We start from the raw sequence: 11,695 nt of genomic DNA on the forward strand, positions 1-11,695 counted from the left end.
ACTCCCTCTCGACACCCCGCCCCTTTCGGGGGTACTCCCTCTCGGAGGGAGGCACTCCCTCAGGACAGCGCCCGCAAATACCGGCGCATCCGCCGCTTGGCCCGGTAACCGGCACGCAGCACGGTGGGGTGCACGTCCAGGCGCATCCTGGCGCGGCGGCGGGCGGCGGCGTGCTCGGGCCCGTCGAGCAGTGAGCCGGCCGGGACCCGGGGGCCGCCGGTCACCAGGCCGCCCAGCAGCCCCGCCCAGTTGTTGCGGTCCACCGGGTGGAAGTAGTTGGCCGCGCACCACCCGGCGTCGGCGGGGCGGAAGCCACCCGTGGCCAGCTCGTCGAGCGTGCCCAGCAGCCCGCTGCCCTCGAACACCAGGTTGATCATCTCCGCGCTCACGCCGAAGTCGCTCAGCACCAGCAGCGGCACGTCCTGCGCGATGGCCTCCAGCGCCGCCGTCGAGCTGACCGTCACGAACCCGGCCGCCTGAGCGAGCTGGTCGTGCATCGAACCCGCCTCGAACGCCACCCGCCCGGGCTCGCCGAGCTCGCGCCAGAGCCGCTGGTAGTGGTGCCGTTCGTTGTGCGTCTGCCGTTCGTCCTCCAGGGCGCGCAGCTTCACCACCACGTCCAGGTCCGGCCGGCGGGCGGCCAGCTCGGCCAGCGACAGCAGGACGCGTTCGCGATCCTCGCGCTCGCGCGGCACCTTGGCCTGGGTGGCGAACACCACCCGGTTCCCGCCGCCGCGCACGGCCCGCGGGCGCAGGAACGGCAGCCGGGCCAGCCCGACCGCCCCTCCCCCGCCGAGCTGCGCGGCGATCCCGCCGAACTCGGCCACCTCCCGCTCGCTGTGCACCACGAACAGGTCGCAGCCGCTGCGGAACAGCCACGCCTTCTCCGTCGCGGGCACCGAGATGCCCGGCAGCCCGGTCACGAACACCGGCCGCGGCCGCAGCCCGGCGAACGCCTCGGCCACCAGCACGTCCACGACCGGCCCCGTACAGGCCACGATGATCGCGTCCGGCCGGGTACGTTCGGCCAGCCGCCGCACCGCCCGCGCCGACATCAGCGCCGGCGTGGGACCTTCGCCCACGGCGGCGGCGATCTGCTCGGGCGACGGCGCGATCGGCGTACGCACCACCACGAGCTCCGTCTCGGAGCCGGGAGGCAGGTCGCCGAGCAGGCAGGCCGCCCACTTCAGGTACGAGTCGGAGTCGGCCACGGCCAGCACTCTCACGCGGTCACTCCAGTCGGATACGGGTTGACGCGGGTCACCCGGTTGTTCCAGTCAGGTAGGGGTTGCCGCCGGTCACCCGGCCGCTCCGGTCGAACAGAGGATGCCGCCGGTCATCCGGCCGCTCCGGTCAGATAGGGGTTGGCGCCGGTCACCCGGCCACACCGGTCAGATGCGAACGCAGGGCGGGGGCCGCCCTGCTCGTCCACCAATCGTCCTGTACGTCCACCGGCTCCACCGCGACGCCACGCGGCGTGAGCAGCACCCGCAGCGAGGTGATCGCGGTGGACGGCAGGCTGAGCACCCGCTGGCTGGGGTCGAGGCCGCGCAGCGTCAGCTCGGCGGGCACGCCGGCGTCGTACACGGTGATCTCGGGCCGCTCGCGGATGAGCGCCACATCCGCGGGGTCCTCGCGGCGGTGCGGGAAGTAGGCGAGCGGCTCCTCGGCGGCCAGGTCCATCAGCCAGCTCAGGTAGCGGTCGCGGCGCACCAGCTCGTTCCTGACGAGGGAGGTGCCGAGCACGACGGTCCGCTCGACCGGTCCGGGGCCGCCCAGCGGCTGCTCACGCAGCCACCCGAAGTCGTGACGGACCAGGTCGACGCCCACGGCGCGGACGGCCAGCGCCAACTCGTCGGACACCGGCAGCGCGGTGAAGACCGACACCCGGCTCGCGCGCAGCCTGATCGCCGCCGCCAGCCCCAGCGCCGCACGCAGCTTCCCCGGATGCGCCCGCGCCCGCAACAGCGGCTTGTACGGCCCGGCGGCCAGCAGTTCGAGCAGCCGGAGCGTGGCCAGCCCATCGTCGACGATCACGATGCGACCCGGGTGCGAGACGAGCCAGCGGACCTGGACACGGCCGGAGAAGGCGTCGCCGACGGCGTGCGGGGAGCGTGGCATGCGCTCGCGCGGCTCGGCCAGCTCCAGCCCCTCGGGCAGCGCCAGGTCGGACAGCGCCCGGCGCGTGGCCTTCAGCGCCCGGAGACCGGCACGCGGGACGACGGCGGTGGCAGGCCCGAGCAGCCCAGCGCGGTGGGCCTCGATGGCGCACAGCATCTGAAGCGGGGACTCCACCCAGGCCGACGCCTGTTTGCCCACTCTGTACTCCCCGCCCGGTGATGGCCCGTTCACGACCGCTTCAAGCTAGCCCGCCCGCCTTAAGCCGTCAGAAACGACACGTGAACAATGAAGACCATGAACTCTCTACTCCTCAATACGGACGGCGTACAGGTGCCGCAGCTCGGGTTCGGCGTCTGGCAGGTGCCGAGCGACGAGGCCGAGCAGGTCGTGACGACCGCTCTGGAGATCGGCTACCGCCACGTCGACACCGCCAGCGCCTACAGGAACGAGGAGGGCGTCGGCCGCGCCGTACGCGCCTCGGGGATCCCGCGCGAGAAGCTGTTCATCACCACCAAGCTCTTCAATCCCGACCACGGCCGGGCCGAGGAGGCGTTCGACGAGAGCCTGTCGCGGCTCGGGCTCGACTACGTGGACCTCTATCTGATCCACTGGCCGTTGCCGAAGCACGGCACGTACGTGCAGGCGTGGCGCGGCCTCGAGAAGATCTACCGTCAAGGGCGGGCGAAGGCGATCGGCGTGTCCAACTTCACCGTCGAGACGCTCACCCGGGTGATCGACGAGACGGACATCACGCCGTCCATCAACCAGATCGAGCTGCACCCGTACTTCCAGCAACGGCGGCTGCGGGAGTTCCACGAGGCCAACGGCATCCTCACCGAGGCGTGGAGCCCGCTGGGGCAGGGCCAGGGCCTGCTCGGCGACCCGGCGCTGAGCGTGCTGTCGGAGAAGTACGGCAGGACGCCCGCGCAGATCGTGCTGCGCTGGCACATCCAGCTGGGCAACGTGGTGATCCCCAAGTCGGTCACGCCGGCCCGGATCAAGGAGAACTTCGAGGTGTTCGACTTCGTCCTCGACGCCGAGGACATGGCGGCGATCGGCGCCATGAACACGACAGACGGCCGCATCGGCCCAGACCCGGACACCTTTCACTGGATGGGTTGATTCCCTACGATCTCCCCCCATGAAGAATTTTGCATGGGGTATCGCGGCCACGGGTGTCATCGCCAAGAGGGTCGGCACGGTCATCGCGGCTGAGCCGGGGATGCGGGTGGCCGCCGTCGGCTCCCGCGACCTCGGCCGCGCGCGGGCACTGGCCTCGGAGCTGGGCGCGGAGTCGGCGTACGGCTCGTACGAGCAGCTGTGCGCCGACCCCGCCGTCGACGCCGTCTACGTGGCGACCCCGCACGCCCAGCACCTGGAGGTGGCCGAGGCGGCGATCGCGGCGGGCAAGGCGGTGTTGTGCGAGAAGCCGCTCGCCGCGTCCGTCGCCGACGCGGAGCGGATGGTCCGGCTCGCGCGCGAGGCCGGGGTCTTCCTGATGGAGGCCATGTGGATGCGGTTCAACCCGCTGATTCAGCGGGTGGCCGCCGATCCCCGGTTCGGGGAGATCCGCTCGGTCCAGGCGTCGTTCGGCTTCAAGTCGCCCTACGACCCCGCGCACCGGCTGTGGGCGCCGGAGCTGGGCGGCGGGGCACTGCTCGACCTGGGCGTCTACTCGTTCGGGCTGGCGCAGCTCCTGCTCGGGATGCCGGAACGGGCGCACATCACGGGCTCGCTGGCGCCCTCGGGGGTGGACGCTGAGGCGGGCGGGGTGCTGATCTATCCGGGCGGCCGGCGGGCCCTGGTGGAGTGCTCGCTGCTGGGCCCGTACGCGAACGACGCCTACGTGGTGGGGACCGGCATGCGCGCGGACATCAAGGCGCCGTTCTGGGCGCCGGAGCGGGTCGTGCTGAGCGGGCCGTCGATGGAGACGGAGGAGCTCGTGCTCGATCCGGCGGACAACGGATACGCCGGCGAAGTCCGCGAGGTGCGGGCCGTCGTGGCCGCGGGAGGTAAAGAATCCGCGATCATGCCACTTGACGAAAGCCTTGCCATGATGGGGCTTCTGGCAGATGTACGCGGGCAACTCTCCTGACCAGCGGTTTATCTATTTGTAATCCCCTTGCCCCATGTATTACCTTGTACGACATCTAAGGCATACGTACCTGTTTGTCCGGTTCGTTGCCTGACCATCGCACAAACATCACAGGATCGTCCTGTGACCGCTGAATCCGCCTCGTGCGGAACCGGGGACCCATGTCTTTGGGGTGAATCGGCACGTCAGTGCCGTAGGGCAGCTTCCACGCCCGAACCCGTCAGCTAACCCGGTAAGCGGCATGGAAGCAAGGAGAACCCCCTCGATGGCCATGAGTCGTCTTACCCGTGCCCCCAAGCTGACCTTCGCTCAGGCCGCCCTCGGCGTGGCCGTCGCGGCCGCCGCCATCGGCGGGCAGTCCACCGCCCACGCGGAGACCATCGCTACCGGCACCCAGCAGCACGCCGCCGCTCCCGCGGATCACCCGGAGGCCAAGGTCGAGGCCAAGGCCAAGATCTCGGCCGCGCAGGTCCTGGCCCTGGCCAAGGCCCAGGTCGGCACCTCCGAGGACGCCGCCGGCGGCGGCACCAAGTTCCAGAAGTGGTACATGAACACGCCGCGCGCCCGGGAGACCGTCAAGCGCGACGGCGGCAGCAAGCAGGAGTACCTGAACGCCGCTTGGTGCTCGATGTTCGTCTCGTGGGTCGGCGCGCACTCCGGCGCGCGCAGCATGGTCGGCTGGGACGCCTACACCGTCGAGCACGCGCGCTGGTTCGCCAAGAACCACCGCTGGGGCCAGGCCCCGAAGCCGGGCGCCGTGGTGTTCTTCTCGTGGAGCGGCAGCAAGAGCCTGGACGACATCCAGCATGTCGGGTTCGTCGTCAAGGACAACAACAACGGGACGATCTCTACGATCGAGGGCAACACCGGCAACGGCACGGTCGCCCAGCGTGTCCGGCCGAAGTCCCAGGTCGTCGGCTACGGATACCCGGACTACACCGGCTGACGGCTACTCCCCGAGTCCTCCGGCCCGCCTCCCCCCGTGAGACTCTCCTGGCCTCTCCTTTCGACGAGCGCGCGTCCTTTGGGCGCGCGTTCGTCGTACGTCTCCCCTGCGACAACCCCGGCCACCTGCTTCGGAACAGCCGAAAGAGGATCACGTCCCACCGAACAGCGCATGGCCGCCGTATCGGCCGCAACCCCCAAGTTTGGGGATGTACGGGTCCGCCGTCACCTCCAACACTGGCGGTGACCAGGCAACATGCCGGTTCTCATACCGCAGGAGGGGACATGTCACCGACGACCCAGCAGGACAATTGGCGCTTCTGTAACAAGTGCTACACCCTTTGGTGGAACGGTCGCCCCGACAACGGGCACTGCCCCGCAGGTGGCGCCCATGAGGGGCACGGCAGCTGGAACTTCTACCTCCCGGCGAACCCCGCCGAACACATCTGACGGGCACAGCCGACGATAGACCGGGCCCCCGCCCGGCAGAACTCCCCGCGACGCCCCGGCGTCGCGGGGAGTTCTGCGTGGGTTGCCTGCTCGCCGGGTCAGCCCAGTTGCTGGGCGTTCAGGCCGATGAGGCGTTCGTAGGCGGGGCTTTCGTCTGGGTAGAGGACCTGGACGTCGATGAGGAGGTCCGTCCCGGGGTCGACGCTGTGTCCGCCGCCCTGGGGGGAGCCGAGCAGGACGGCACCATCGGTGCCGTCGCGCAGGATCTCACCCCAGAAGTTGTCGACGAAGCTCTTGGACAGCGAGGTTTCCTCCGGCAGATCACCGAAGCCCACGCTCCATTTCACGACGCGGGTGTCCTCGGCGTGCATCGTGAGCCGGTAGGAGTAGATGTGCCCCACGCCTTCCGCCCAGTGGCCTCGCAGCTCCTGGTCGACGCGCAGGTTCCCCACGAAGCGGGCCGCCAGTGCGGACTGGGCCTGGTCGTTCCAGGAGCCGTTCGGGCTGTCGGCCATGGGGATGCCCCGCAGATCCGCGATCGAGGTCCCCCGGTCCACCGGCAGCGCGTGCCCCTGCTGGTCGGCGGCCGAGAAGAGCGCGTTGTCCTCGACCGTGTTGTTTACGACGGCACTTACCCCGTCACCGCTGTGGTCGAACCCGTACTCGGAGAAGTCGTTGACGTACGCGCCCATCGGAATGGCCAGGATCTTGTCGCCACGCCCCGGGGTCTGACCCGCGTTGAAGTTCGAGCCCCGGTAGAGACAGAAGTTCCCCCCCGGGCATGCCTCCGCCCCTTGGCCGTAGATCAGCTTCGGTTCCCTGTTGTCGCTCATTGCGCTCCCCCATCGTTGACGGCTCACGCGGCCACCCCGGGGGCAGCCGCCGGGTTCTGCGGACCGTGGTTGTCCCGGGCGTTGTTCCAGGGCGGAGCCCAGCGCATCGTGACGCCGGAAACCGGTACAGAAACCCAGCCATCACACTATGCTCAGGCCTTGCCACCTAAAGTAACGCCACGCGAGGCTCGCCACTGGTCGCCCGCAGCGCGCCAGCCAGCCGGTACCTCTCTCGGGGAGTTGACCGCCTGTCCGTTGCACCGAAGGCGGCCGATCCCAGTTCGTGATGCGGGTGACCGCTACGACGTCTCCTGGTAAAAAAATTCTGCGTACGTGTCGATTCGGGGGTCTGACTGTTCGACGCGTTCGTGAGAGTGAAGGAGGCGGATCATCAACTACCACCGGTTGAAGCTGGCGGTTTGCTCTCGCGGTCCCGTCTGGCTGAAGGGAGGCCGGTAGCGTGTGGCTGGTTGATGGCAGCCCAGCCCGCTACGCCGCGTGTGGCGATGTTGCGGGCCGCGATGTGGTCGGCGTGCCCAGCGAGGCCACACCCCGTGCAGACGAACCGGCCCCGCGCCGGCCGGTTCGCCCTGCTGACGTTCCCGCACTCCGGACAGGCCTGGGAGGTGTACGCAGGGTCGACCAGGATGAAGGCGACTCCGGCGCGGGCGGCTTTGTAGCGGGTGAAGGTGATCTGCTGGGCGAACGCCCAGTTGTGCAGGGTGCGTCGCTGGAGCCGGTGAGCCCTGACCCGGCCGCGAATGCCTTGGAGGTCTTCCAGGGCGATGCCGCGGCCGGTGCGTTCGGCTTCACGCACCACATATTTGCTGATTTGGTGGTTGAGGTCGGTCATCATCCGGTGCTCACGCCCCGACAGGCGACGCAATACCCGCCGCGCCGCAGCAGTCCCCTTCTTCTGCAGCCGTCGGCGTTGGCGATGGCGCCGCTCCCGCAGGGTGCGGACGTGGCCGTTGCCGCCGATCGGCCCAGGCAGTGCGGGGCCGGGCAGCACCGCGCCGTCGGAAGTGACCGCCAGGTTCGCCACCCCTTGATCCACCCCGAGGAAGCCGTGGACCGGCTGGCGCACCGCCAGCTTGGGCAGGGTGACGGCGACCTGCAGCAGCCACACCCCGCGCTGGCAGATCAGGTTGGCCTCACCGAGCGGCAGCGCGTCCACGGCTTTGAGGTCTTCTGGCCGGCCGGCGTAGGGGACGGCGACGCGGCCGGTGGGCGTCCACAAAGATACGGTCCGGGCGTCACGATTGAAGCTCATCAGCCGTGCGTCGTAGGGGACGGCGCCGTGCGCGCGGAAGATGTGGGCGCGCTTCTTGGTGGCGCGCCGGTTGGCGTAGGCGCCGGCGACCCGGGCGATCGCCCGCACGGCCGCTTGCGCGCCCAGCCCGGCCACCTGCGCCCGCACCTCGTAGTAGGCGAGCCGGTGCAGCTCCACTACGGCGAAGGTGCGGTGCTGCCACGCCAGCCGGGACACCATGGTGGCCGCCTGATTGCACACCTGCACCGCCGCTGCCAGCGCGTCGGCCTGGCCCGGGGCGGGTGTGAGTCGCAGTTGCACGACGGTGGGCAGGCCGTGGCGTTTGGTGGTGGAGCGGCGGATCGCCATCGCGCACCTCCTGTCACAGCGCCATCACCCACCGCACACATCACCGAACGTGACCGAGTCTTTCCATACTGTTTTCGAAAGGAGGGGTGGCGCTTCCTCCCGGCCCTGAAGGACCAGGTCTCCGCGCCACAATCCAGATGAAGTTCATGATCGTAGGGAAGGCCAACGAGGCGACCGAGGGCGGAGCACTGCCCAGCCAGGAGCTCGTCGACGCGATGGGCGCCTACAACGAGAGCCTGGCCAAGGCGGGGGTGCTGCTGGCCGCCGAGGGGCTCTATCCCAGCTCCCACGGCGCGCAGATCGCCTACACCAGGGATGGCAAGGCGACCGTGCTCGACGGGCCGTTCGCCGAGGCCAAGGAGTTGATCGCCGGGTTCTGGCTGATCCAGGTCAAGTCCCGGGAGGAGGCCATCGCGTGGGCGCTGCGGGTGCCTGTTCCCGGTGGGCATGAGGGGATCGGGCTGGACGTCTGGCAGGTGTTCGATGCCTCCGACCTGCCGGACGATTCGATGAGCCCCGAGGAGGCCTTGCGGGAGCGGCTGACGGGATCCGCCGAACATTAGCAGCCGGCTGCCCGGCCTCGAGGTCGGCTCGCGGGACCCGAATGCCGAGCGCCGGTCCCGGGCCCGGCTTGCGTGACCTCGGGCGAGCTGGTCTTATGACCAGGTGATGGCTTCCGATACGCACCGGGCGATCGAGACGGTCTGGCGGATGGAGGCGGCGCGGCTCATCGCCGGCCTGACCGGGCTGGTGCGCGACCTCGGTCTGGCCGAGGAGCTGGCCCAGGACGCGCTGGTCGCGGCGCTGGAGCAGTGGCCGGAGTCAGGCGTGCCGGGCAATCCCGGAGCCTGGCTCATGACCGTCGCCAAGCGCCGCGCCGTCGACCTGCTGCGCCGCCAGGAACGCTACGCGCGCAAGCTCACCGAGATCGGCCGCGAGCGGTCCGAGCCGGGCTCCGAGGAAGAGCCGCCCAGCATGGACGAGATCGAGGACGACCTGCTGCGGCTGGTGTTCACGGCGTGCCATCCGGTGCTGTCCACCGAGGCGCGGGTGGCGCTCACGCTGCGGGTGCTCGGCGGGCTGACCACCGACGAGATCGCCAGGGCGTTCCTGGTCCCGGAGCCGACGGTGGCGCAGCGGATCGTCCGCGCCAAGCGGACGCTGGCCGACAAGCAGGTGCCGTTCGAAGTGCCGCAGGGCGAGGAGCTCGCCGGACGCCTGTCGTCCGTCCTGGAGGTCATCTACCTGATCTTCAACGAGGGCTACTCGGCCACGGCCGGTGACGACTGGATGCGGCCGGGGCTCTGCGAGGACGCGCTGCGGCTCGGCCGGGTGCTGGCCGGGCTGATGCCCAAGGAGCCCGAGGTGCACGGCCTGGTCGCGCTGATGGAGATTCAGGCGTCGCGCGCGGCGGCCCGGGTGGGCCCGTCCGGCGAGCCGATCCTGCTGCTGGAACAGCACCGGGGCCGCTGGGACCGCCTGCTCATCCGCCGCGGCCTGGACGCGCTCCAGCAGGCCGAGGACCTCGGCGGCGATCTCGGCCCGTACGTGCTGCAGGCCGCCATCGCGGCCTGTCACGCGCGGGCGCTCACCGCCGAGGAGACCGACTGGCGGGCCATCGCCACGCTGTACGAGGCGCTCGCGCGGATGTCGCGGTCGCCGGTCGTCGAGCTCAACCGGGCGGTCGCGCTCGCCATGGCGTACGGTCCGGCGGTCGGGCTGGAGCTGGTGGACCAGCTCGTCGACGAACCGGCGCTCAAGGGCTATCACCTGCTGCCGAGCGTACGCGGGGATCTGCTGGTCAAGCTGGGACGGCCGGATGAGGCGCGGGCCGAGTTCGAGCGGGCGGCGGCCATGACCCGCAACACCCGCGAACGCACCCTGCTACGGGAACGCGCCGCCGCCTGCTGACCCCCGGCACGCCCTAGGACCGTCTCGGGGGTCGTGACTACGGGCGCGACCACGAGAAAAGCCCACAGTACGTGGGCGACATGCCCAGAAAGCAAACACAAACGAGTCCCTTGTGATGGGAGCGCTCCCAAACGGCTCTTTGCGCCCTTCATCACCAAAAATCCCTTTTCAGGACGAGAAATCACCCCATTGGTAACGGTTGCGTTTCAGCGCATTGACGGGCCAGAGCCACAAGTGCACCCTTTGTGGGAGCGCTCCCAAGGATTTCCCACCGCGGCCCGGAGCGTGTGCCGCGGTGCACCTCCCCACCCATTCACCCGAGAAGGGGTCCACCATGATGATCCGCAAGCGTCGCGGCGCTCTCGCTGCGGCTTCGGCCCTGGCGGCGGCGGCGCTGACCGTCGCATCCTGCAGCTCCGGCGGCACTCCGGCCGCCAGCAACGCACCTGCCTCCTCCGCGGCCGCCGAACCGGTCACGATCCGGGTGCAGGATTTCGGCGGCGGCTCGAACTTCGGCTACAAGAACGCCATCACGAAGTGGAACGCCGAGCACAAGGACATCCAGATCAAGGAAGAGCACCTCACCGACCAGTTCGAGCAGCAGTACTGGCCGCAGATGATCCAGTGGCTGCAGGCCGGCAACGGCGCCGGCGACGTGGTCGGCATCGACGAGGGCGGCATGGGCCTGGCCAAGGCGCACCCCGAGTGGTGGGCCGACCTGAAGGAATACGGCCTGGAGTCCCGCAAGGCGGACTTCCCCGCTTGGAAGTGGGAGAACGGCACCACCGCCGACGGCAAGCTGTTCGGCCTGGGCACCGACATCGGCGGCATGAGCCTCTGCTACCGCGCGGACCTGTTCAAGAAGGCCGGGCTGCCCAGCGAGCGGGACAAGGTCAGCGCCTTGTGGCCCACTTGGGACGCCTTCATGAAGGTCGGCCAGCAGTTCCAGGCGAAGGTGAAGGACACCAAGTTCGCCGACGGCACGAACACGCTCTACCAGGTGGTCCTGTACCAGGAGGCGGCCAAGAACGGCAACGTCACCTACTTCGACAAGGACAACAACCTCATCGTCGACAAGAACCCGGCGGTGAAGGCGGGTTTCGACTTCGCCACGAAGATGAGCCAGCAGGGCCTGACCGCCAAGCTGCGTAACTTCACCGACGAGTGGGCGGCGGGCACCCAGAAGGGCGCGTTCGCCACGGTCGGCTGCCCGTCGTGGATGCTCGGCGTGGTCAGCGGCAACGCGGGCGACGGCGGCAAGGGCAAGTGGGACGTGGCCGCGGTTCCCGGCGGCGGCGGCAACTGGGGCGGCTCCTGGCTGGCCGTGCCGAAGCAGAGCAAGCACCCGAAGGAAGCCGCCGCGGTGGCGGACTACCTGACCAACGCGCAGACCGAGGCGAGCATCTTCACCGACTTCGGCAACATGCCGAGCAACACGCAGGCGCAGCAGGACCCGGCCGTGCAGGGCGCGAAGAACGAGTTCTTCAACAACGCCCCCATCGGAGAGATCTTCGCCAAGTCGGCGGCGAGCCTGCAGCCGGTCTTCCTCGGCGTCAAGCACGCCCAGGTCAAGAACGCCATCGAGTCGGTTATCCAGGGCATGGACGACGGTTCGGTCCCCTACGGCAAGGCCTGGCAGCAGCTGGTCGACGACGCGGTGAAGGCCGCGGGCTGATCTTCTCCGCCCGGCCCGCACTGAGCGGGCCGGGCTACTTGCCG

General features: G+C 69.6%; 11 protein-coding genes and 1 riboswitch. Of the genes, 7 read left to right on the forward strand and 4 right to left on the reverse strand.

What is annotated here, in order from left to right; all coding sequences use genetic code 11:
- Window positions 1-59: 59 nt before the first annotated feature.
- Together AB0F17_RS60640 and AB0F17_RS60645 are read right to left on the reverse strand one after the other, a co-directional pair.
- Window positions 60-1,226: a DUF6716 putative glycosyltransferase gene (locus tag AB0F17_RS60640; RefSeq protein ID WP_358044805.1), complete on the reverse strand. Its 1,167-nt coding sequence runs from the start codon at window positions 1,224-1,226 to the stop codon at window positions 60-62.
- 148 nt (window positions 1,227-1,374) lie between these two features.
- On the reverse strand, window positions 1,375-2,319 hold the full coding sequence (locus tag AB0F17_RS60645; RefSeq protein ID WP_358044808.1) for a hypothetical protein: 945 nt from the start codon (window positions 2,317-2,319) through the stop codon (window positions 1,375-1,377).
- A 96-nt stretch (window positions 2,320-2,415) separates the two neighbouring features.
- Here AB0F17_RS60645 and AB0F17_RS60650 point away from each other — a divergent pair, with 96 nt between their 5' ends.
- From AB0F17_RS60650 to AB0F17_RS60665, 4 genes are all read left to right on the forward strand, one after another.
- Window positions 2,416-3,243, forward strand: coding sequence for an aldo/keto reductase (locus tag AB0F17_RS60650; RefSeq protein WP_358044811.1), 828 nt, complete (start codon window positions 2,416-2,418; stop codon window positions 3,241-3,243).
- Window positions 3,244-3,262: 19 nt separating this feature from the next.
- The gene (locus AB0F17_RS60655) at window positions 3,263-4,216 is read left to right on the forward strand and encodes a Gfo/Idh/MocA family oxidoreductase (protein WP_358044814.1); all 954 of its coding nucleotides are present in this window, start codon (window positions 3,263-3,265) and stop codon (window positions 4,214-4,216) included.
- A gap of 118 nt (window positions 4,217-4,334) precedes the next feature.
- Window positions 4,335-4,470, forward strand: a riboswitch (cyclic di-AMP (ydaO/yuaA leader).
- Window positions 4,471-4,481: 11 nt separating this feature from the next.
- Window positions 4,482-5,162, forward strand: coding sequence for a CHAP domain-containing protein (locus tag AB0F17_RS60660; RefSeq protein WP_358044817.1), 681 nt, complete (start codon window positions 4,482-4,484; stop codon window positions 5,160-5,162).
- A 284-nt stretch (window positions 5,163-5,446) separates the two neighbouring features.
- A complete protein-coding gene (locus AB0F17_RS60665; RefSeq protein WP_214641500.1) occupies window positions 5,447-5,611 on the forward strand; it encodes a hypothetical protein in 165 nt (54 codons plus the stop codon).
- A gap of 98 nt (window positions 5,612-5,709) precedes the next feature.
- Here AB0F17_RS60665 and AB0F17_RS60670 read toward each other — a convergent pair whose 3' ends face one another.
- Entirely contained in the window at window positions 5,710-6,444 is a 735-nt protein-coding gene (locus AB0F17_RS60670; protein WP_358044820.1) for a hypothetical protein, read from the reverse strand.
- Window positions 6,445-6,835: 391 nt separating this feature from the next.
- The gene (locus AB0F17_RS60675; RefSeq protein WP_358044823.1) at window positions 6,836-8,065 is read right to left on the reverse strand and encodes a transposase; all 1,230 of its coding nucleotides are present in this window, start codon (window positions 8,063-8,065) and stop codon (window positions 6,836-6,838) included.
- A gap of 146 nt (window positions 8,066-8,211) precedes the next feature.
- On the opposite strand from AB0F17_RS60675, the gene AB0F17_RS60680 reads away from it, so the two are divergent.
- From AB0F17_RS60680 to AB0F17_RS60690, 3 genes are all read left to right on the forward strand, one after another.
- The gene (locus AB0F17_RS60680) at window positions 8,212-8,628 is read left to right on the forward strand and encodes a YciI family protein (RefSeq protein WP_358044826.1); all 417 of its coding nucleotides are present in this window, start codon (window positions 8,212-8,214) and stop codon (window positions 8,626-8,628) included.
- Window positions 8,629-8,734: 106 nt separating this feature from the next.
- A complete protein-coding gene (locus tag AB0F17_RS60685; protein ID WP_358044829.1) occupies window positions 8,735-9,976 on the forward strand; it encodes an RNA polymerase sigma factor in 1,242 nt (413 codons plus the stop codon).
- Window positions 9,977-10,310: 334 nt separating this feature from the next.
- Window positions 10,311-11,651 (forward strand): extracellular solute-binding protein, encoded by a 1,341-nt coding sequence (locus tag AB0F17_RS60690; RefSeq protein WP_358044832.1) that lies wholly within the window; start codon window positions 10,311-10,313, stop codon window positions 11,649-11,651.
- Window positions 11,652-11,695: the final 44 nt, after the last annotated feature.

Origin of the sequence: Nonomuraea sp. NPDC026600, from assembly GCF_040638335.1 — a bacterium.
Lineage (GTDB): Bacteria > Actinomycetota > Actinomycetes > Streptosporangiales > Streptosporangiaceae > Nonomuraea.

What these genes read in the sequence shown, in the direction of transcription:
- AB0F17_RS60670 (WP_358044820.1), bottom strand. Translation starts at nt 6,444, where the DNA reads ATGAGCGACAACAGGGAACCGAAGCTGATCTACGGCCAAGGGGCGGAG.
- AB0F17_RS60690 (WP_358044832.1), top strand. Translation starts at nt 10,311, where the DNA reads ATGATGATCCGCAAGCGTCGCGGCGCTCTCGCTGCGGCTTCGGCCCTG.
- AB0F17_RS60650 (WP_358044811.1), top strand. Translation starts at nt 2,416, where the DNA reads ATGAACTCTCTACTCCTCAATACGGACGGCGTACAGGTGCCGCAGCTC.
- AB0F17_RS60665 (WP_214641500.1), top strand. Translation starts at nt 5,447, where the DNA reads ATGTCACCGACGACCCAGCAGGACAATTGGCGCTTCTGTAACAAGTGC.
- AB0F17_RS60675 (WP_358044823.1), bottom strand. Translation starts at nt 8,065, where the DNA reads ATGGCGATCCGCCGCTCCACCACCAAACGCCACGGCCTGCCCACCGTC.
- AB0F17_RS60655 (WP_358044814.1), top strand. Translation starts at nt 3,263, where the DNA reads ATGAAGAATTTTGCATGGGGTATCGCGGCCACGGGTGTCATCGCCAAG.
- AB0F17_RS60680 (WP_358044826.1), top strand. Translation starts at nt 8,212, where the DNA reads ATGATCGTAGGGAAGGCCAACGAGGCGACCGAGGGCGGAGCACTGCCC.
- AB0F17_RS60660 (WP_358044817.1), top strand. Translation starts at nt 4,482, where the DNA reads ATGGCCATGAGTCGTCTTACCCGTGCCCCCAAGCTGACCTTCGCTCAG.
- AB0F17_RS60685 (WP_358044829.1), top strand. Translation starts at nt 8,735, where the DNA reads ATGGCTTCCGATACGCACCGGGCGATCGAGACGGTCTGGCGGATGGAG.